This is a genomic window from Sulfitobacter sp. HNIBRBA3233 (assembly GCF_040149665.1).
Lineage (GTDB): Bacteria > Pseudomonadota > Alphaproteobacteria > Rhodobacterales > Rhodobacteraceae > Sulfitobacter > Sulfitobacter marinivivus.
On sequence record NZ_JBEFLP010000004.1, the window covers coordinates 20,829 to 41,432 of the forward strand.

Sequence of the window (20,604 nt, forward strand, 5' to 3'; positions counted from 1 at the left end):
ATCCCTGCCCTCACGCATCGGAGTGCCCCGCCCGCAGACCTTCACGGACCCTGTGCGCGATCTCCAGAAATTCGGGCGTATCGCGAATATCGAGCGGCCGTTCCTTCGGCAGCGGGCTCTCGATCACATCCGTGATCCGCCCCGGCCTCGGGCTCATCACCACGATCTTGGTGCTCAGATACACCGCTTCGGGGATCGAATGGGTCACGAAGGCAATCGTTTTCTCCGTGCGCGCCCAGAGCTTCAGCAACTGCTCGTTCAGGTGGTCGCGCACGATCTCGTCCAGCGCACCGAAGGGTTCATCCATCAGCAGGATATCCGCGTTGAAGCTCAGTGCCCGCGCGATACTTGCCCGCTGCTGCATCCCGCCCGACAGCTGCCACGGGAACTTTCGCTCGAATCCCTCCAGATCCACCAGTTCCAGCACCCGCTGGACGCGCTCGCTCTGCTCGGCCTTCGAGATGCCCATGATCTCCAGCGGCAGGCGGATGTTGCCACCGATGGTGCGCCACGGATAAAGGCCCGCGGCCTGAAAAACGTAGCCGTAGGCCCGTGCCTTGCGCGCGGCCTCGGGGCTGACTCCGTTTACCGTGATCGTCCCGCCCGTCGGCTGCTCCAGATCCGCCATGACCCGCAGAAACGTTGTCTTTCCGCACCCGGATGGCCCGATGAAGGATACGAAATCCCCCTGCTCGATCTCGAGGTTCACACCTTTGAGCGCATGGACAGGTCCATCGTTCGTCCGGAACGTCAGATCCAGATCGCGGGCGCTGATCACGCTCTTCTTCTCAGTCACGGCTCGATTCCTTTTATCCCCGAATTTCGATCAGATGCCGGCGGGGATGTTCAGCGGATCACGCTTGATCATCTTGGGAGAGTTCAGCTCTTTCCACTTGCTCAGCGCGACGTTGGGCGCGGCAAAGGCGGGGCGCGGGATGAACTTGCCCCGGCCCGGCTGCGGCTGGCTGTTCTGCCCCCACGCCCAGATCACTTCGCCGCGGCTCAGGGTGAACCGGCTCTGCGCCGTCACCTCGAACCCTTCGAAGACGTTGTAATCGAGAACCGAGTGATGGTTCGCGGGGCTGATGGTCTTGGTGATCTTCGGATCCCAGACCACGATATCCGCATCCGCCCCTTCGACGATCGCCCCCTTGCGCGGATAGATATTGAGAATCTTCGCGACATTGGTCGAGGTCGCGGCGACGAATTCGTTCGGCGTCAACCGCCCGGTTTCGACCCCTTCGGTCCAGAGCACGGACAGGCGCTCCTCCAGCCCGTTCGACCCGTTCGGGATGATCCGGAAATCATCCTTGCCGGCGCGCTTCTGCTCCGTCGAGAAAGCGGCGTGATCGGTTGCAACCACCTGCAACGACCCGGCCTGCAAACCGGCCCAGAGGCTGTCCTGATGGTCTTTCGACCGGAATGGCGGCGACATCACGCGCCGCGCGGCATGATCCCAATCCTTGTTGAAATACTCGGATTCGTCGAGCGTGAGGAACTGGATCAGCGGCTCACCGTAGACGCGCATTCCCTTCTGGCGCGCGCGCCGGATCGCTTCATGGGTCTGCTCGCAGGAGACGTGGACGATATAGAGCGGCACGCCCGCGGTATCGGCGATCGTGATCGCGCGGTTCGCAGCCTCGCCTTCCAGTTCGGGCGGGCGCGAAAACGCGTGGCCTTCGGGGCCGGTGATCCCCTGATCGAAATACTTCTGCTGAAGCTCCGCCACCAGATCGCCGTTCTCGGCGTGGACCATCGGCAGAGCCCCCAATTCGGCACAGCGCTTGAAAGAGGCGAACATCTCGTCGTCCTCGATCATCAGCGCGCCCTTGTAGGCCATGAAGTGCTTGAAGGAGTTCACGCCCATCTCGACGGCGTCCTTCATTTCGTCAAAGACGTTCTCGTTCCAGCCGGTGATCGCCATGTGATAGCCGACGTCAGAACAGATTTGCGGCGCGCTCTTGCGGTGCCATTCGTTGATCGCATTCTTGATGCTGCCGTCGGCGCCCGGCAGACAGAAATCGACGATCATCGTGGTCCCGCCGCAGGCAGCGGCCCATGTGCCGCTCTCGAATGTTTCGGCGGCAGTGGTGCCCATGAAAGGCATTTCGAGATGCGTATGCGGGTCGATCCCGCCCGGGATCACATAGGCGCCCTCGGCATCGATGTATTCGTCGCCAGACAGGTCCTCGCCGATGCGGGCGATCTTCTCGCCCTCAATCAGAACGTCCGCTTTCCACGTCCGGTCTGCCGTGACGACCGTGCCGCCCTTGATGACTTTGCTCATGTTATGTCTCCCAGTCGGGCCCTTTGACGGGCTGTCTTACTCTTCTGGCCGCATGCGCTGCGGGGGCCGGGGCTGGCCCCCGGCCAAAGGCCTGCTGACCGGCGTGCGGTCGTCAGCCGACGATCTCTGCCGTCTCCACCACAGCATGCATCAACACATCCGCGCCCGCCATGGCCCATTCCTTGGTAATCTCTTCCGCTTCGTTGTGGCTCAGCCCGCCCACGCAGGGGCACATCACCATCGCCGTCGGCGCGACACGGTTGATCCAGCAGGCATCGTGGCCCGCGCCGGAGATGAGGTTCATGTGGCTGTACCCCAGCCGCTCTGCCGCGTTGCGCACGGCCGTTACGCAGCCTTCGTCGAATGCCACCGGCTCAAAACCGCCAACCTTCTCGAATTCGACCTCAAGCTCCATGTCGTCGGCGATTTTCTGGCCCTCGACCCGCAGGCGCGCTTCCATATCTTCGATCACGCTCAGGTCGGGCGACCGGAAGTCGACAGTGAAAACGGCCTTGCCGGGGATCACGTTGCGCGAATTCGGAAAGACCTCGATATGGCCCGCCGCCCCGACGGCGTGGGGTTCGTGCGACCACGCGATCTCCTCCACCTTTTCGAGGATACGCGCCATGCCAAGGCCCGCGTTGCGGCGCATCGGCATGGGGGTCGACCCTGTATGCGCGTCCTTGCCCGTTACGGTGACCTGCGTCCATGACAGACCCTGACCGTGGGTGACCACGCCGATATCCTTGCCCTCGGTCTCCAGAATGGGGCCCTGCTCGATATGCAGCTCGAAGAACGCGTGCATCTTGCGCGCGCCGACTTCTTCCTCGCCCTGCCAGCCGATCCGCTTGAGCTCATCCCCGAAGGTCTTGCCCGCCGCATCGGTCTTGGCATAGGCCCAGTCCTGCGTGTGGATGCCTGCAAAAACACCCGACGACAGCATCGCAGGTGCAAATCGCGTGCCCTCTTCGTTGGTGAAATTCGTCACCACGATAGGATGCTTTGTCCTGATGTTCAGATCATTGAGCGTGCGCAATATCTCGAGCCCGCCAAGAACCCCCAGAATACCGTCGTATTTGCCGCCCGTGGGCTGCGTATCCAGATGCGATCCGACGTAGACCGGCAAGGCATCCGGGTCGGTGCCGTCGCGCTGCGCGAACATATTGCCCATCTGGTCCAGACCCATGGTGCACCCTGCGTCCTCACACCATTTCTGGAACAGCGCACGGCCTTCGGCGTCTTCATCCGTGAGGGTCTGGCGGTTGTTTCCACCGGCCACGCCGGGGCCGATCTTGGCCATCTCCATCAAGCTGTCCCACAAACGGTCTGGGTTGATCTTGAGGTTTTCTCCGGGCGCTGGCATCGGCTGGCTCCTGTGTTATAGATTGATCAGGAAGTGGCGATCAAATTTTTACCATTTGGTAAATCCACGATTGCGACTCCCCCGGTTCCTGTCAAGAACTGCTTCGAAAACTTGTGTCAGCGGTTCGGCATTCTGCCCAAATTCGCAGCACTCCAGCCAAGTGTCCTCGATGCCCGATCCCAAGACCAAAAAGCCCAGCCGCATCCAGATGCGCAACCGCCGTCTGATCCTTGATGCCGCGCTGGTGGTCTTTTCGCGCGACGGCTACGGCGGGGCGACGCTCGACGCTATTGCGGCCGGGGCCGGGCTGAGCAAACCGAATGTCCTCTATTACTTCGAGGGCAAGACGGAAATCTACGTCACCCTGCTGAGCCAACTTGTCGAAACATGGCTGGATCCGCTGATCGAGCTCGATCCCGAAGGCGATCCGGTGGAGGAGCTGCTGGATTACGTGCGCCGCAAGCTCGATATGTCCTCAGACATGCCTGCCGAAAGCAAGCTTTTTGCGGGCGAGATCCTGCAAGGCGCGCCGCAGATCCGGCAGCATCTGGCGAATGATCTCAAACCCCTGTTCGAAGAAAAATGCGCCGCGATCCAGGCGTGGATCGATCAGGGGCGGCTGGCGCCGGTCGATCCCGCGCATCTGATCTTTTCGATCTGGGCAACGACGCAACACTATGCAGACTTCGACACCCAGATTTCCGTCCTGCTGGACCGCGAGGATCCTTTCGACCGTGCCCGCGCACATCTGGAGCAGATGTACCGTAAACTGCTGACGCCCTGATGCCGCGCCAGCCGGTTCCGGCAGCGCTGGCGGGTGTTAACTCCGCGTTCAATGTTTCTGAATTAGGCTCACGTCAGGTGGCGGGCTCTCTTTTCGAAGGAAGGAAGCACCATGGCATCACTCTATCTTTCCGGCGTCGCGGCGGTGCCTCTGTCGGCCCCGGCAAGCAGCGGTATGGAAAAGCCCGCGCGCGCAACGGAACTGCCGCCAGCCGAGGCCGTGTCCGGCGCGGCGGCCTCTTCCGGCAGCAACGGCGATACCGCATCGGGGGATCATGCGGACCGCGGACGGGACCGTTTCCAGCAAGAGGCGGCTGCGCTTTTGCGACGCGGACTTCCTGTTCCCAGCCGTGCAGCACCTTCATCGGTGATCACAGCACAAGCCCAGCAGGACCCTTTCGAGGGACTAAACCCCTTTGAACCTCTGGCGCTGCCGGATCCACTTCCGACAGCGCCGATACTCAAACATTTTTCCGGATCGCAGGGCTGATTACTCCGCCGCGGTTGCGGCGGGATTGTTCGGGTGGGTGGTCCAGTTCGCATAGTCCGGCTCGACAACCTTGCCGGTGCGGGGATCGGTCTGGCCTGCCGCCATCGGGACCATGGTGATGCAATTCTCGATCGGGCACACCTCGACACACAGGTTGCAGGCCACGCATTCTTCGTCGATCACACTGAAGGTGCGGTCGTCGGACATTGCGATCGCCTGATGCGACGTGTCCTCGCACGCGGCGTAGCAACGGCCGCATTTGATGCAATCGTCCTGGCTGATCGACGCTTTGGAGATGTAGTTGAGGTTCAAATACTGCCAGTCGGTTGTGTTCGGCACCGCAGCGCCCATGAAATCCTTGATCGAGGTGTGGCCTTTCTCGTCCATCCACTCGCTCAGACCGCTGATCATTTCCTGCACGACCTTGAAGCCATAGGTCATTGCCGCCGTACAGACCTGCACGTTGCCACAGCCCATGGTGATATATTCCGCCGCATCGCGCCATGTGGTGACACCGCCGATACCGCTGATCGGCATTCCCGCCGTCGCGGGGGCGCGGGCGATCTCGCTGACCATGCTCAGCGCGATCGGCTTCACAGCCGGACCGCAATAGCCGCCGTGCGTGCCCTTGCCGTCGATGCTGGGATGCGGGCTCATGGTGTCGAGGTCGACCGAAACGATGGAATTGATCGTGTTGATCAGGCTCACGGCATCCGCCCCGCCGCGTTTGGCCGCTTCGGCAGGTTTGCGGATATCGGTGATATTCGGCGTGAGCTTCACGATGACCGGCTTCGAGTAGTACTGCTTGCACCAGCGCGTGACCATTTCGATGTATTCCGGCACCTGCCCGACAGCAGCGCCCATACCGCGCTCGGACATCCCGTGCGGACAGCCGAAGTTCAACTCGATCCCGTCCGCGCCGGTGGCTTCAACCTTGGGAAGGATGGCTTTCCATTCTTCCTCTTCGCAGGGGACCATGATGGATACGATCATCGCGCGGTCGGGATAGTCTTTCTTGACGCGGGTGATTTCATCGAGGTTGGTTTGCAGATCGCGGTCGGTGATCAGCTCGATGTTGTTGAGGCCCAGCACCCGCCGGTCCGCCCCGTGGATCACGCCGTAACGCGGACCGTTGACGTTGACCACCGGCGGGCCTTCGGAGCCGAGCGTTTTCCAAACCACCCCGCCCCAGCCAGCCTCGAACGCGCGGCGCACATTGTATTCCTTGTCCGTTGGCGGCGCCGAGGCCAGCCAGAACGGATTGGGCGATTTAATCCCCAGAAAGTCAGTTGTCAGATCAGCCATGTCAGCTCTCCCTTCGTGAAGCGGTGCGCGTTCAGACGCCCTTTTGGTGGGTCGGGCAGAAGTACGACGTACGCCCGCCCACTGTTTTCTTTTCGATACTGCCATCGCAGCGGGTGCAGGCATCGCCGGCCTCGCGGTGATGGATCAGCCAGTCGTCCGGCAGCCTGGAATAGTCGGCGCCGGTATCCACGACCGCCTGTAGTATCTCTTGCGAGGCGCGGTGCATCCGGGCCACGCGGTCAGCCGCCAGATCGCAGGCGCGGGCCTCGGGATCGACACCGGTGCGGTAGAGCGTCTCGTCCGCCCAGAGGTTGCCGATGCCCGCAATCTTCTTCTGGCTCAGAAGCGCAGATTTTACAGCACCACGGGTCCCGCCGACATTTTGCGCAAAAGCGTTGTCCCCGATCAGGAGCGCATCGGGGCCCAGCCCCTTTTGCGCAATGAAATCATCGACATCCTCGATCACTTCGATATGGCCGAACTTGCGCGGATCGCGGAAGTGCAGCGTATTGCCGCCCTCGAAAACCAAGCTGAACCGGATGAAGTCCGGCAGATCGCTTTGTCCATGGGTCACCCGGATCGACCCCGCCATCCCCAGATGGATATGCAGCCATGGCCCCTCCACCGATCCCACGAAAATGTATTTCCCGTGACGGTGGGTGCGGGTGAACTGCGTTCCGATCAGACGCGCCTGCGCCTCCTCGTCCGGCAGGTCCATGTGAGAGACCTCTCCAAGGGTGATGCGTTCGATCGTGCGGTGCAGCGCGCCATCCTCAATCCGCTGGCGCGCGGCTTCCGCTTCGGGAAGCTCAGGCATTGCCGCCCGTCAGTGCGGCGTGGATGTCCATTGCCGCGTCGCGCCCTTCCGCCACCGCCGTGACTGTCAGATCGTCGCCGCCGCTGGCGCAATCGCCCCCGGCCCAGACACCCGCAACCGAGGTGCGGCCGCTGCTGTCGACCCTGATCTTCTTGCCGGCCAGTTCCGGCAGCCCCACCCCTTCGAGAGTCTGGCCGATGGCCTTGAACACCTGATCCGCAGCCAATGTCAGGGTCTGTCCGGTAGGCGTCATGTCGTCGTTGACATATTCGAACTCGATCTCGCGCACCGCGCCATTGCCGATCACTTTCATCGGCACCGCATGGGTGACGATGCGCACGCCTTTCGAGGCGGCGAGGTCCTGCTCGAAGGGGCTTGCGTTCATCCGCTCGCGCCCGCGCCGGTAGACCAGCGTGACGTTGAGCGCGCCCAGAAGCTTGGCCTGAACCGCCGCGTCCACTGCTGTCATCCCGCCGCCGATCACCACCACGTCACGCCCGACCGGCACCTTTGCCAGATCGCCGGCCTGCCGCAGGTCGGCGATGAAATCGACCGCGTCCGATACACCCGCCTTGTCGTCGCCCTCGGCACCCAGACCGTTCACACCGCCCAATCCCATCCCGAGGAAGACGGCGTCGAAATCGTCTTTCAACTCTTCGAGCGTCACTTCGCGGCCCAGCGCCATATCGTGTTTCAACGTGATCCCGCCGATTTTCAACAGCCAGTCCACTTCGGCCTGCGCGAATCCTTCGGGCGTCTTGTAAGCGGCGATGCCGTATTCGTTCAGCCCGCCCGGTTTCGGCCTCGCATCGAAGACGGTCACCTCATGGCCGAGCATCGCAAGCCGGTGCGCGGCACTCAGCCCCGCCGGACCGGCACCGACAACCGCAACCGTCTTGCCCGTTGCGGCAGCGCGGGTGAAAGGATGCACGCCCTGCGCCTGCAGATGGTCTGTCGCATACCGCTGAAGCTGGCCGATCAGAACCGGCTTGCCTTCGGCCTCTTCACGCACACAGGCCTGTTCGCACAGTTGCTCTGTCGGACAGACACGGGCGCACATGCCGCCCATGATGTTCTGGCTCAGAATGGTCTTGGCCGCCGCGTCGGGCGTACCTGTCGCGATCTGGCGGATGAAAAGCGGGATATCGATGTCCGTGGGGCAGGCCGTGATACAGGGCGCGTCGTGACAGAAATAACACCGGTCCGCCGCGACTGCCGCTTCATGCGCGTCGAGCGGGGGGTGGAGATCCGAAAAATGGCTCTCGTAGGCATCGGCGTTCAGCCTGCCTGCCTGTATGCCCGGCTCAAAAACCTTCTCCGCCATGTGCCACTCCTATACCTGTCACGCTTGGGTTGAGAAAACGCTGGCACAGGTCTATTTTTTTATCAACTGGTAAAATTTAGAGGGGTCACGAATTTCTCGCACGACCCGGAAGCTGCCGTTATTTTGAGCAGCACTCAGCCGCCGGCGTTTTCCTCCGCCCTTGCCACAAGCTCCAGCACCATGGGTCCGACAGCGTCGACAATGCGCGCGACACCTTCGCTGTTGGGGTGAATGCCATCGGCCTGAAAGAACTCGCGCCGCCGAGCGGGATCGGCGGGCATGCCGCTGTCGCTGAGACCGGCAAAAAAGCTGTCGAGCAGCAGGGTGTCGTACTGTGCAGCAAGCGCCGGATAGATCGCGTCGAAGGCCGCCTTGTAGTCGGCTCCGAAATTTCCCGGCGCCTGCATTCCGATCAGCAAGACTTCCACATCGGCCTGCTGCGCCGCCTCCAGCACACCTGCAAGGTTTTGCCGGGCATCCTCCGGCGGCAGGCCGCGCAACAGATCGTTGCCGCCCAGCGCCACAATCATCGCATCGACCTCGGGTGTCAGCGTCCAGCCCACGCGCGAAAGCCCCCCGGCCGTGGTATCACCGGACACACCGGCGTTGATCAACGCGACATCGGCCCCCTCGGCGGCGAGCCACCTGTCCAGTTGCGCGACGAATCCGTCCTCCGGCGGCAGGCCGTAGCCCTGCGTCAGACTGTCGCCCAGAGCGGCGATCGTCACAGTGTCGGCCTGCGCCCAGAGCGGCAGACCGGTCAGTGCCAGCGTCGAAAAGGCCAGTATAACCTTGCGCATCCGTTCAATCCCTCCATATCGCAACAGGACAGCGACAGAGGCCAGCCCATGAGCGATCCGATCTTCTCCCTAACAGATGCGTCCCTGCGGCTCGATGGCAATGCCGGGCCGGTCGATATCCTGCACGGCATTTCCCTGACCGTCGCAGCCGGAGAGAGCGTCGGGCTGATCGGGCCGTCGGGATCCGGCAAGTCGTCCTTGCTGATGGTGATGGGCGGTCTGGAACAGGCGACCGGCGGGCAGGTGGTATCGATGGGCCATGACCTGACGGCGATGGACGAGGACGCGCTGGCGCGGTTCCGGCGCGACCGCATGGGCATCGTTTTCCAGTCGTTCCACCTGATCCCCACGATGACCGCGCTGGAGAATGTGGCCACGCCGCTGGAGCTGGCAGGACACCGCGACGCATTCGACCGCGCCGCGGCCGCATTGGCAGATGTCGGTCTGGCGCAGCGCGCCGGTCATTACCCGTCGCAATTGTCGGGGGGTGAACAGCAACGTGTCGCTCTCGCCCGTGCCACCGCCACCCGTCCGAAGATCCTGCTTGCGGATGAGCCTACGGGGAACCTCGACAGCGCGACGGGGGCCACGATCATGGACCTGCTCTTTGATCTGCGCGACCGGCACGGGGCCACCTTGATCCTCGTAACCCACGATGCTGCTCTGGCAGAGCGGTGTGACCGTATCGTCAGCCTGCGCGACGGGCGTCTGGCATGAGCCTTGCACAGGCCGCACGAATGGCACGGCGCGAGCTGCGCGGCGGGTTGCGTGGCTTCCGGCTGTTTCTGGCGTGTCTGGCGCTGGGTGTCGCGGCGATTGCCGCGGTGGGATCCGTGCGCGCGGCAATCGAGGCCGGGCTTGCCCGCGAAGGCGCGGCCCTGCTCGGAGGCGATGCCGAGCTTGAGCTGACCTACCGTTTTGCCACGGTCGAAGAGCGTGCGTGGATGGAGGCCCAGGCGCTGTCGGTCTCCGAAATCGCCGAGTTCCGCTCCATGGCCGTGGTCGGAGAAGACCGCGCGCTGACGCAGGTGAAAGCGGTCGACGCGCTCTATCCGCTGGTGGGGGCCGTCCGGCTGAGGCCCCAGATGCCGCTTGCGCAGGCGCTGTCGGTTCAGGACGGCCTGCCCGGTGCTGTCATGGAGCGGGCGCTCATCGACCGCCTTGGCCTGCGGCCCGGGGACATCTTCGCTCTGGGCACCCAATCCTACCGCCTGTCCGCCGAAATCACCCGCGAGCCCGACAGTGCTGCGGCGGGCTTTGCGCTGGGGCCGCGCACGCTGGTGACACGCGACAGCCTTGGCCAGTCGGGATTGCTGGCGCCCGGCACCCTTTATAACAGCAAATACCGGCTGGACCTGCCTGCGGGCACGGACATAGACACCGTCGAAGCGGCAGCAACCGAGGCTTTCACAGACACCGGGATGCGCTGGCGCGATGCGCGCAACGGCGCGCCCGGCGTGGCACGCTTTGTCGAGCGGCTGAGCGCGTTTCTCATCCTCGTCGGTCTGTCCGGTCTGGCGGTGGGCGGCGTCGGTGTCTCGGCGGCGGTGCGCAGCTACCTGTCGCGCAAGACCGAAGTCATCGCTACGCTGCGGGCGCTCGGCGCGGACCGCGCCACGATCTTCCAGACCTATTTCATCCAGATCGGGGTCCTGTCGCTGGCAGGCGTCGCCATCGGCCTGATCCTCGGTGGCGGCGTCCCGCTGCTGCTTGCCCCGCTGATCGAGGCACGTCTTCCGGTGCCCGCCTCCTTCGGGCTCTATCCTGCCCCGCTCACCGAGGCCGCGATCTATGGCCTGTTGACCGCGTTCATCTTCACCCTGTGGCCCCTCGCCCGGACCGATGAGATCCGCGCTGCGACGCTGTTCCGCGACGCCTGGGCCGGGGCCGCGCGGCTGCCCCGCTGGCCCTACGTCCTGGCCACGGCCGCTTCGATCTGCACGCTCGTCGCGCTGGCGGGATGGTTCAACGGCAGCTGGTGGCTGACACTCTGGACGCTGGGCGGCATCGCCGGCGCCCTTGTGCTGCTGGTCATCGCCGCGGCGGGCATTCGCGCGCTTGCACGCATCGCGGCCCCGCGCCTGCGGGGATATCCGCGGCTGCGCTGGTCCATGGCCGCCATCGGAGGCCCCGGCGAAGGCGCGGGCGCGGTCGTGCTGTCGCTCGGGCTGGGCTTGTCGGTTCTTGCGGCGGTGGGACAGATCGACGGCAACCTGCGGCAGGCCATCGCGGGCAACCTGCCGGATGTAGCCCCGAGCTATTTCTTCGTCGACATCCAGCGCGACCAGATGCCCGGATACACGGAGCGGCTGGAAAACGACCCTGCCGTCAGCCGCATCCAAAGCGCACCGATGCTGCGCGGCGTGATCACCCGGATCAACGGACGTCCGGCGCGCGAGGTCGCGGGCGAGCATTGGGTGCTGCGCGGCGACCGCGGCGTTACCTACGCCGACCGGCCCGACGCCGACGCCGTCATTACCGCCGGGTCGTGGTGGCCGGAGGGCTATCAAGGCCCGCCGCAGATCAGCTTTGCCGCCGAGGAAGCCGAAGAGATGGGCCTGTCGCTGGGGGATACATTGACCGTCAACATATTGGGTCGCGATATCACCGGCGAAATCACCAGTTTTCAGGAAGTCGACTACTCCACCGCCAGCATCGGCTTCATCATCACGATGCCGCCTTCGGCGCTGGCCGGTGCGCCGCACACATTCATCTCGACCGTCTACGCCGAGCCGCAGGCCGAGGCTGCGATCCTGCGGGATCTGGCCAGCCGCTATCCCAACATCACCGCGATCCGCGTCAAAGACGCGATCGACCGCGTTGCGGATGTGCTGGCGGGGCTTGCGGCGGCCACCTCCTACGGGGCGGCGGCGACGCTGTTGACCGGCTTTCTGGTCCTGATCGGTGCCGCTGCCGCCGGCGCCGAGGCCCGCACCTTCGAGGCGGCACTGCTCAAGACGATGGGGGCATCGCGTCGCATGATCGCAGCGAGCTTCATCCTGCGCGCGGCGCTTCTGGGGCTGGCCGCCGGAGCGGTCGCGCTGCTTGCCGGTGTGCTGGGCGGCTGGGCTGTCAGCACCTTCGTGATGGAGACCGAATTCAGCGTGATCTGGCCGTCGGCGCTGTCGATCGTTGCGGGTGGCATCATCGTAACCGTGCTGGCCGGTCTCGGTTTTGCGCGCCGCGCGCTGAACGCCCGCCCCGCCCGTGTCTTGCGGGCCCGCGAATAGAGCGCGCGCGCCTTGCACCCACCCCGTCACCGCCCCCATATGGTGCAAAAGAAGGAAGCCTGAACCATGTCCGACGCATCCACCACCGAACCATCCGTTCCCGCGAAACTGCCGCCGGCGCTCAGCCCCGCGCAGCAGCGCAACATCATCAACGTCGTGCGCCGCACCGCGCGGGCCGAGATTCTGCCGCGTTTCCGCAGATTGTCCGGCAGCGAAATCCGCAGCAAAAGCTCTACCAGCGATCTGGTTACCGATGCGGACACCCGCGCCGAGGCGATGATCGCCCGCGCGCTGCAAATCGCGTTTCCCCACGCGCAGGTGATCGGTGAAGAGGCCACAGCCGAGACGCCAAAGCTGCTCGATACCATCGCCGACGCCCCGCTGGCCTTCATCATTGATCCCGTCGACGGGACCTGGAATTTCGCCCACGGCCTGCCCTTGTTCGGGGTGATCGTGGCCGCGACACGCTTCGGTGTGCCGGTCTTCGGGCTGATTTACGATCCTGTGGCGGATGACTGGGCCATCGCCGACGAAGACAGCGCGCCGCAGTTGCAGCGCCCCATCGGCCCCGCCCGCACGCTGCGCGCGTCAGCCGCGAAACCGCTCGAAGAGATGACAGGCAGTGTGCCGCTGCATCTGTTCCCCAAGGACAAGCAGGCGCAGATCGCGGCCACCTTCCCCCAGTTCGCGCGGATCGCCAGCTACAGGTGTTCGGCCGTGGAATACCGGATGCTCGCGCAGGGGCATCTGGATTTCAGCCTGACCGCGCTGCTGCACCCGTGGGACCACGCGGCGGGCGCTCTCGTCGCCGCGCGTGCTGGCGCGCATGTGCGCATGCTCGACGGCAGCGATTATACCGCCGCACGGACCACCGGCAATCTGCTGATCGCGCCGGATAAGGCCACATGGGGCAAGCTGAAGAAGCTCTTCGACTTCCTTCTCGACGCCTGAGCGCGCCTAGCGGATGAATTTCTGGTAGGTCGCCTCTTCCATCAGCGCGTCGTAGTCGGAGGGGTCGTCCAGCGTCATCTTGAACAGCCACGCGTCGCCCTGCGGGTCATCGGTGATGACCTCGGGCGCGTCGATAAGGCGTGTGTTGACCTCGACGATCTCGCCGTCGAGCGGCGCGAGGATGTCGACAGCGTCCTCGCTGCCCTCGATCACGACGACGGGATCATCGGCTGAAACGACATCGCCCTCCTCGGGCAATTCGACGAACTTCGCCTCGCCCAACTCGGCGGCCGCGAAGCTGGTGATGCCGACGCTGATCTCGTCCTCGCCCTCTTCGATACGCAGCCACAGGTGCTCTTCGGTGAATTTCATGGCGCAGCTCCTCGTGATTTATTGCGGGCAAGACTAGCATTTTGACAAGCCATCGCCAGAGGGGTAGGGCGAAGAAAATGGATCAATCAGGACGCGGCAACATGCATCCCTATTTCTTCGGTTACGGCAGCCTCGTAAATCGCGACAGTCACAGCTACCAGGGCGCCGAGCGTGCCCAGCTTGCGGGCTGGCGCCGCCGGTGGGTGCGCACCAAAGGGCGCGAACTGGCGTTTCTGAGCGTCGTGCCCGACGGTGCAACGATCATCGACGGGTTGATCGCAGAAGTCCCCGGCGACGACTGGGCGGCGCTGGATGCCCGCGAACACGGATACGACCGCCTGCCCTCCGGCAACGCGGTGCGCCACGGGCTGCGTGCATCGCCGCAGGTGTCGCATTACAGCGTGCCGGAACATTCGTGGGTCGAAGACGGCGACCACGCGGTCCTGCTCAGCTATCTCGATGTGGTCGTGCAGGGATTTCTGCGCGAATACGGCAGCGAGGGCGTCACGCGGTTTTTCGCGACGACCGATGGCTGGGAGACCCCGATCCTGAACGATCGCGCTGATCCGCAATACCCCCGTGCAATGAAGCTGTCAGCGCAGGAAACCGCCCTCGTAGACCAGCATCTTGCCGACAACGGCGCCTTCATTCGGGCCGCCTGACCCGAGCGACCGGTAGCAGAGACGCAAAAGGGGCCCGCAGGCCCCTTTCATCTACCGCCTGACTAGGCCAGATCGCGCGCCTTCACGACCCGCAAGAGCGGCATCAGCTGGCCCATCTCGGGACCGTGCTGCATCCCCGTCAATGCCTTGCGCAGCGGCATGAACAGGCCCTTGCCCTTGCGGCCTGTCTTTTCCTTCACTGCCGCGGTCCAGTCGCCCCAAGTGTTATCGTCGAACTCCCCTTCGGGCAGCAGCGACATCGCCTCGATCACGAAGTCGCGGTCCTCATCATCGACCTCGGGTTCGGCCCCTTCGGTGATCAGCGTCCACCAGCCCTGCAGGTCGTGCAGCGTCGTGATGTTCTCGCGGGTGACGGCCCAGAAGCGCTCCACCTCGGCCTCCGGCACGCCCAGCGCACGGATATCCTCGGCGACGGCGCTTGCCGGCAGCGTTTGCAAATACCGCGCCGTGAGCGGCTTGAGATCTTCAGCGTCGAACTTGGTCGGCGCGGACCCGAACCGCGAAATATCGAAGCCGTCGATCAGCTCCTGCATCTCCACGCGCAGCTCGACGGGGTCGCTGGAGCCCAGCCGCGACATCAGGCTCAGCAACGCCTGTGGTGCAATGCCCTGCTCGCGCAGGTCCTTCAGCGCCAGAGTTCCCAGACGCTTCGACAGCGCGCCACCCTGCGGATCGGTCAACAGCGAATGGTGCGCGAAGGCAGGTGGCGTGCCGCCCAGTGCTTGCATGATCTGGATCTGGGTGCCGGTGTTGGTCACATGGTCCGATCCCCGCACCACATGGGTCACGCCCATCTCGGTATCATCGACAACGGATGCCAGCGTATAGAGGATCTGGCCATCCGCACGGATCAGTACCGGGTCCGACACCGACGCGCCGTCGATGCTGACCTCGCCCAGAATACCGTCTTCCCAGACCGTGCGCTCCTGCTTGAGCTTGAAGCGCCACGCGCCGCTGCCGCGCTCGGCGCGCAGCTTTTCACGCTCTTCGTCCGAAAGGTTCAGCGCCGCGCGGTCGTAGACAGGAGGCTTGCCCATGTTGAGCTGCTTCTTGCGCTTGAGGTCCAGCTCGGTCGGCGTCTCGAAGGCTTCGTAGAAACGGCCCATCTCGCGCAGCTTGTCGGCCGCTTCATGATATTTCTCGATCCGCTGGGATTGCCGCTCGACGCGGTCCCACTGGATCCCCAGCCATTCGAGATCACGCTTGATACCGTCGACATATTCTTCTTTCGAGCGGTTCTGATCGGTGTCGTCGATCCGCAGGATGAAGGTGCCGCCGTTCTTGCGCGAGATCAGATAGTTCATCAATGCCGTGCGCAAGTTGCCGACGTGGATCCAGCCGGTCGGCGACGGTGCAAAGCGGGTAATGGTTTTGTCAGACATAGATGCCTCCTGTTGGCCGCGTGACTGGCATAGGGACACGGGTTTGTCCAGTTGCCAGCCGCTCTACAGGCAGCGGTCTATCGAAATCATCGGCCCCCGCGAGGCCGGGACATGACCCCCCGCGAACCGCCAGCCGCACCCGCCCCCTGCCGGCGCAAAGACGGAATTTCCACTCACGGATAATTCAACACCCTTGCAGTCGACCGGGGCGCCAACGCGACTACATCCCCTTACGCAACGTAACCGATAGGATGCTCCATGATCAAAACCCCGAAACTGACCCGCCGCGCGGCACTTGCTTCTGCTGCCGCCCTGCCCTTTGCCGGTGCCGCTGTCACCTCCGCCCGCGCCGAAGCCCCGATGATGGAGGCAGGCAGCGCTCCGTTCCAACGGGTGAAGATCGGCCAGTTCGATGTCACCACCCTTCTGGCCGGCAGCCGTGCGGTCGAAGACCCGCAGAGCATTTTCGGCATGAATGTCGAAAAAGAGAGGTTCGAGGAAGTCTCGCAAGCGGCGAACATCCCGACCAATGCCGCGCAATTCTTCTTTACACCCACAGTGGTGAATACCGGATCGGAACTGATCCTGTTCGACACCGGCCTGTCGGGCGCGGGCACGACGGCGGCGCTGCAGGCGGCAGGCTATACCGCCGACCAGATCGACACCGTGGTCATCACGCATATGCACGGCGATCACATTGGCGGCCTGTCGACGGACGGTACGCGCACATTCCCCAACGCGCGCTACGTGACAGGGGCAACAGAATTCGACGCATGGTCACAGACCGATGACGAAGGTTTCGCAACCAAGGTAAAACCGCTCGCCGAAGAGATGACGATGCTCGACGACGGTGGCAGCGTGGCCTCGGGCATCACGGCGATGGCGGCCTTCGGCCATACGCCCGGCCACATGAACTACCTCATCGAAAGCGACGGACAGCAGATCTACCTCGGGGCGGATTTCGCCAACCACTATGTCTGGTCTCTGGCGCATCCGGACTGGGAAGTGCGTTTCGACATGGACAAGGCCGGAGCCGCCGAAACCCGCCGCCGCGTGCTGGGAATGCTCGCGTCCGACAAGACGCCGTTCATCGGATACCACATGCCCTGGCCCGCCATCGGCTATGTCGAGGCGCGCGGCGACAGTTTCGCCTACGCGCCGCATAGCTACCAGCTGCTGCTGTGATCTCTCCCGCGGGGCAGGACATCACCTGCCCCGCGCCCAAAGGGCGAGGAGCGCCCGAAGGGCAGCGAGGAGCCCCGGATTCTAGAGCTTTCCTGCATCTTCAAGCCGGTCCAGACCATAGGTCAGAAATTCCGTGCGGAACGAATGGCCGCCGTCAAAGAGGCAGAGCTCAAGTCTCTCGCCCCCCGCATTTTGCGCAGTCCTGCACCGCAAAGGCCCCTCTACGCTGATTTCAAATCCACCGAAGGCGCCGTGGGCTGCGTAATGCGCCACCGCATCGCTGACCCGTCCCTGTCGTGTCGGTCCGATCGCACGCCCGTCCAATGGGACAGTGCCATCGCCGGTGCCGTGGATATGCACGACACTGGACGCCGGACGGGCGCAAGTCTCCGGCGGTCCCTGCCAGTAGGTGCCGGAAAACGGCACGAAACCGGCAAAAAGAGCGGGGCGCGCGCATGCGAGGTTCCACACCATCATCCCGCCCGCGCTGAAGCCGGTTGCAACCAGCCGGTCGGGGGCGATCCCGAATCGCGCAGTCGCATCCGCAATCACCCGCTCGAAATAGGCAAACTCGGCCGCACCGGTGCTGTCCATCGTCCGTGGCCCGTTCGGCAGATCCCAGCTACCGCCGACACCTTCTGCGGCGATCAAGGCCATGCCACGATCATTCACCATTCGCCGCAGGGACATATTGCGCATCACTCCCGCCGCCGATCCCCTGTAGCCGTGGCTCCAGACCACCGCGCCCACCGGAGGATCTGTCCCTTCGGGCAGGGATATGCGGTAGATCCGCTCGCCGATCCGGCAGTCGCTGTCAGCACCGCAGGCCTGCGCCACACCACCCCAGCCGATCAGAAGCCCGCACAAAACCGCCAACCATCGCATCGCTTTCTCCCGTCCATCGCCAGCAAGAGCGAAGCAGCGCCGCCGTCCGATTGCAATTCACGAAATGGACAGGGCGCACAGGAAAGGGGCCCGGCAGATGCCGGACCCCTCGATCTTCTAGCTCAGTGTCGTGCGGTGATCAGCGGATGACCTGCACGATCACACCGGTTTCCGGATCCAACAGGACGGTCTGGCCGTTGATGTTCACATAGCGGTATTCAGCTTCGGGAAGCTCGTAAGTTGTCACTTCCGAAGGAACGCCCGCGCCGACCGCGACCTCACCGTCGAGGTATACCGTTTCGACAGGGTTGCTTTCGATATAGGTGATGGTTTCAGTGCTGGGCTCGACTGCTGCCGATCCGGCCGCGCCGCCCAGAATACCGCCCGCGATCACGCCACCCACGGGGCCGCCGATGGCGTAAGCCACAAGCGCGCCAATGGTTGCACCCGCCGCGCCGCCTGTACGCTGGTTGTCGGCGGTTTCTGCGGTGTCCTCATAGGTCACGGTCGAGATTTCCACAGTCTGCGGGCGCTCGGGCACCACGATCACCTGCTCGTCCACGCTGACCGCGAGGTAAGGCGCATAGGCCCAGCCCTGCGTGTCGCCGTAGTTGACCTTGCACCAGCTGCCGGACTCGAGACAGCCGTCAAGCGTCGCCGCATCACCGCCGGGGATCACACCCACTACATTGTACTGGGGTCCGGGGCCGCTGCGCACGTTCAGATTGGTCACGGCACTGGCTTCTGTCGCCGTTGCCGCAGTGGCCGTCTGTGCCGCGACTGGGAAAGCCGTGGCAAGCGCGATGGCAGAGATCATTCCAACTTTTACAATTTTCATCGTTACGTCCTCACTGGTTGAAAGGGCCCTCGGAGCGCGATTGTCGCGCCCCAATGCAGGGCCCATCAGGTGAAGGTGTAACGGCGGTGGCAGCCGTCCGTTCCGCGCGATTCCGGCCGCGACAGGGGCGTTGCGCGACATTCCGCCACAGGTGCCGGGAACGGGCGGAAATGCTCCGACGCCCGAAATAGGCGGGAACTTTCCTCAGCTCGGATCGCGCCACCGATTGACGATGGGATAGCGCCGGTCGAGCCAGAAGGCCCCCTTCGTCAACCGTGCACCCGGTGCGGACTGGAACCGTTTGTACTCGGAAATATAGACCAGATGTTCGACCTTCTTGACCGTGTCGCGGTCAAATCCCGCTGCCACCGCATCCGCAACCGACCCCGCATCATCCACAAGAATCTCGAGGATCGCGTCCAGCTCGGGATAGTCCGGCAGGCTGTCACTGTCTTTCTGGTCCTCGCGAAGCTCCGCCGAGGGCGCCTTGGTGATGATATTCTCCGGGATCACGCGCCCTTCGGGGCCCATCATCCAGTCCGCGTGGTTGGCATTGCGCCAGCGGCAGGTCTCGAACACCCGCATCTTGTAGAGATCCTTGATCGGATTGTACCCGCCGGCCATGTCGCCGTAGATCGTCGCATAGCCGACCGCCACTTCCGACTTGTTGCCGGTGGTCAACAACATTTCCCCGAACTTGTTGCTCAGCGCCATCAACAACAGACCCCGCAGGCGCGACTGGATGTTCTCTTCGGTCAGGTCCGGGGCCGTGTCGGCAAACAGCGGCGCGAGCGTGTTGGTGATCGCACCCCGCGCCTCTGCGATCGGCACATAGTCATAGCGCACGCCGAGCGCCTTGGCGCAGTCCTCTGCATCCTTCAGCGATGCGGCCGAGGTGTATTCTGACGGCAACATCACGCAGCGGACGTTTTCGGGGCCGAGCGCATCCACAGCGATGGTCGCAACGAGCGCGGAATCAATCCCGCCCGACATCCCCAGAAGCACTTTCTTGAACCCGGTCTTGGCCATGTAATCGCGCAGCGACTGCACCATCACACGGTAATCCTGCGCGTAGTCGCTCGGCAGCACGGTCTTTTCGCCCTCGACGATGCGCCAGCCGTCCGGCCCGCGTTCCAGATCGACATTCTGGATCACGCTGTCGAACGCGGGCATCTGGAAAGCGAGGCTGCCGCCGGGGTTCAGACCGAAACTCGCCCCGTCGAACACCTGATCATCCTGCCCCCCGACCATGTTGAGGTAGATGAGTGGCAAATCCGTCTCGATCACCCGCGACACCATATGGCTCAGGCGGGTGTCGAACTTGCCGCGATAGTAGGGAGAGCCGTTGGGCACCAGCAGGAACTCCGCCCCCGTCTCGGCAAGCGTTTCGGCCACGTCCTCATGCCACGCGTCTTCGCAGATCGGGCTGCCGATGCGGGTATTGCCGACAGAATACGGCCCGCCCAGCGGACCACTGTCGAAGATACGCACCTCGTCGAATACCGTCTCGTTCGGCAGATGGTGCTTCAGCGTGCGGCTGGCGATCTTTCCGCCCTTCAGGATCAGGTAGGCGTTGAACAGCTCCGCCCCCTCGGCCCAGGGCGCACCGATGGCCAACGCGGGTCCGTCGGCGCAATCCGCGGCCAGCGCCTCGATATGGGTCATCACGTCCAGCTGGAAGGCGCGGCGCATGACCAGATCCTGCGCGTTATAGCCGGTGATGAACATCTCGGGCAGCGCCACCAGATCGGCACCGGCCTCGCGCCCGGCGCGCCACGCCTCGCGCGCAAGCTCCGCATTGCCGGCCAGATCGCCGACAGTGGGGTTCAACTGGCCCAGTGTGATGCGGAAACGATCGGTCATTGCGATCCCCCAAAGGTGGTTTCCCGCTGATGTAGCAGATCATTGC

The 20,604-nt window shown here is 63.8% G+C and carries 19 protein-coding genes; 7 read left to right on the plus strand and 12 right to left on the minus strand.

What is annotated here, in order from left to right; all coding sequences use genetic code 11:
• Positions 1–10: 10 nt before the first annotated feature.
• From ABMC89_RS16835 to ABMC89_RS16845, 3 genes are all read right to left on the minus strand, one after another.
• Positions 11–796: an ABC transporter ATP-binding protein gene (locus ABMC89_RS16835; protein ID WP_349569977.1), complete on the minus strand. Its 786-nt coding sequence runs from the start codon at positions 794–796 to the stop codon at positions 11–13.
• A gap of 30 nt (positions 797–826) precedes the next feature.
• Complete coding sequence (gene hydA, locus ABMC89_RS16840) at positions 827–2,287, minus strand: dihydropyrimidinase (protein ID WP_349569979.1); 1,461 nt, start codon at positions 2,285–2,287, stop codon at positions 827–829.
• A gap of 112 nt (positions 2,288–2,399) precedes the next feature.
• Positions 2,400–3,650 (minus strand): Zn-dependent hydrolase, encoded by a 1,251-nt coding sequence (locus ABMC89_RS16845; RefSeq protein WP_349569981.1) that lies wholly within the window; start codon positions 3,648–3,650, stop codon positions 2,400–2,402.
• 169 nt (positions 3,651–3,819) lie between these two features.
• Here ABMC89_RS16845 and ABMC89_RS16850 point away from each other — a divergent pair, with 169 nt between their 5' ends.
• Entirely contained in the window at positions 3,820–4,434 is a 615-nt protein-coding gene (locus ABMC89_RS16850; protein WP_349569983.1) for a TetR family transcriptional regulator C-terminal domain-containing protein, read from the plus strand.
• Between the two features lie 111 nt (positions 4,435–4,545).
• Positions 4,546–4,923, plus strand: coding sequence for a hypothetical protein (locus tag ABMC89_RS16855; protein WP_349569985.1), 378 nt, complete (start codon positions 4,546–4,548; stop codon positions 4,921–4,923).
• Here the strand turns inward: ABMC89_RS16855 and preA are convergent, their stop codons facing one another.
• The 4 genes from preA to ABMC89_RS16875 all read right to left on the minus strand — a co-directional run bounded on the left by preA (position 4,924) and on the right by ABMC89_RS16875 (position 9,169).
• Positions 4,924–6,228, minus strand: a complete 1,305-nt coding sequence (gene preA, locus ABMC89_RS16860; RefSeq protein ID WP_349569987.1) for an NAD-dependent dihydropyrimidine dehydrogenase subunit PreA — start codon at positions 6,226–6,228, stop codon at positions 4,924–4,926.
• A gap of 31 nt (positions 6,229–6,259) precedes the next feature.
• Positions 6,260–7,045 (minus strand): Fpg/Nei family DNA glycosylase, encoded by a 786-nt coding sequence (locus ABMC89_RS16865; protein ID WP_349569989.1) that lies wholly within the window; start codon positions 7,043–7,045, stop codon positions 6,260–6,262.
• On the minus strand, positions 7,038–8,369 hold the full coding sequence (locus tag ABMC89_RS16870) for an NAD(P)-dependent oxidoreductase (RefSeq protein WP_349569991.1): 1,332 nt from the start codon (positions 8,367–8,369) through the stop codon (positions 7,038–7,040). The genes ABMC89_RS16865 and ABMC89_RS16870 overlap by 8 nt, the downstream gene beginning before the upstream one ends.
• Before the next feature lie 134 nt (positions 8,370–8,503).
• Positions 8,504–9,169 carry an arylesterase gene (locus ABMC89_RS16875; RefSeq protein WP_349569993.1) on the minus strand — a complete coding sequence of 222 codons (666 nt, stop codon included), beginning with the start codon at positions 9,167–9,169 and terminating at the stop codon, positions 8,504–8,506.
• 48 nt (positions 9,170–9,217) lie between these two features.
• Here ABMC89_RS16875 and ABMC89_RS16880 point away from each other — a divergent pair, with 48 nt between their 5' ends.
• The 3 genes from ABMC89_RS16880 to ABMC89_RS16890 all read left to right on the plus strand — a co-directional run bounded on the left by ABMC89_RS16880 (position 9,218) and on the right by ABMC89_RS16890 (position 13,350).
• Positions 9,218–9,886 carry an ABC transporter ATP-binding protein gene (locus tag ABMC89_RS16880; protein ID WP_349569996.1) on the plus strand — a complete coding sequence of 223 codons (669 nt, stop codon included), beginning with the start codon at positions 9,218–9,220 and terminating at the stop codon, positions 9,884–9,886.
• Positions 9,883–12,399: an ABC transporter permease gene (locus ABMC89_RS16885; RefSeq protein ID WP_349569998.1), complete on the plus strand. Its 2,517-nt coding sequence runs from the start codon at positions 9,883–9,885 to the stop codon at positions 12,397–12,399. Before ABMC89_RS16880 ends, ABMC89_RS16885 begins: the two co-directional genes overlap by 4 nt.
• A 66-nt stretch (positions 12,400–12,465) precedes the next feature.
• Positions 12,466–13,350 (plus strand): inositol monophosphatase family protein, encoded by an 885-nt coding sequence (locus ABMC89_RS16890; RefSeq protein ID WP_349570000.1) that lies wholly within the window; start codon positions 12,466–12,468, stop codon positions 13,348–13,350.
• A 6-nt stretch (positions 13,351–13,356) separates the two neighbouring features.
• Here the strand turns inward: ABMC89_RS16890 and gcvH are convergent, their stop codons facing one another.
• Positions 13,357–13,722 (minus strand): glycine cleavage system protein GcvH, encoded by a 366-nt coding sequence (gene gcvH, locus ABMC89_RS16895; protein ID WP_349570002.1) that lies wholly within the window; start codon positions 13,720–13,722, stop codon positions 13,357–13,359.
• A gap of 77 nt (positions 13,723–13,799) precedes the next feature.
• Here gcvH and ABMC89_RS16900 point away from each other — a divergent pair, with 77 nt between their 5' ends.
• A complete protein-coding gene (locus ABMC89_RS16900) occupies positions 13,800–14,384 on the plus strand; it encodes a gamma-glutamylcyclotransferase family protein (RefSeq protein ID WP_349570004.1) in 585 nt (194 codons plus the stop codon).
• A 62-nt stretch (positions 14,385–14,446) separates the two neighbouring features.
• Here the strand turns inward: ABMC89_RS16900 and gltX are convergent, their stop codons facing one another.
• Entirely contained in the window at positions 14,447–15,787 is a 1,341-nt protein-coding gene (gene gltX / locus ABMC89_RS16905; RefSeq protein WP_349570006.1) for a glutamate--tRNA ligase, read from the minus strand.
• Between the two features lie 258 nt (positions 15,788–16,045).
• Between gltX and ABMC89_RS16910 the strand changes: the two genes are divergently transcribed.
• Positions 16,046–16,972, plus strand: coding sequence for an MBL fold metallo-hydrolase (locus tag ABMC89_RS16910; RefSeq protein WP_349570008.1), 927 nt, complete (start codon positions 16,046–16,048; stop codon positions 16,970–16,972).
• Positions 16,973–17,053: 81 nt separating this feature from the next.
• Here ABMC89_RS16910 and ABMC89_RS16915 read toward each other — a convergent pair whose 3' ends face one another.
• From ABMC89_RS16915 to ABMC89_RS16925, 3 genes are all read right to left on the minus strand, one after another.
• Positions 17,054–17,857 (minus strand): CE1 family esterase, encoded by an 804-nt coding sequence (locus tag ABMC89_RS16915; RefSeq protein ID WP_349570010.1) that lies wholly within the window; start codon positions 17,855–17,857, stop codon positions 17,054–17,056.
• A gap of 139 nt (positions 17,858–17,996) precedes the next feature.
• Complete coding sequence (locus ABMC89_RS16920) at positions 17,997–18,674, minus strand: DUF1236 domain-containing protein (protein ID WP_349570012.1); 678 nt, start codon at positions 18,672–18,674, stop codon at positions 17,997–17,999.
• Positions 18,675–18,899: 225 nt separating this feature from the next.
• Positions 18,900–20,558: an NAD+ synthase gene (locus tag ABMC89_RS16925; protein ID WP_349570014.1), complete on the minus strand. Its 1,659-nt coding sequence runs from the start codon at positions 20,556–20,558 to the stop codon at positions 18,900–18,902.
• Positions 20,559–20,604 lie beyond the last annotated feature (46 nt).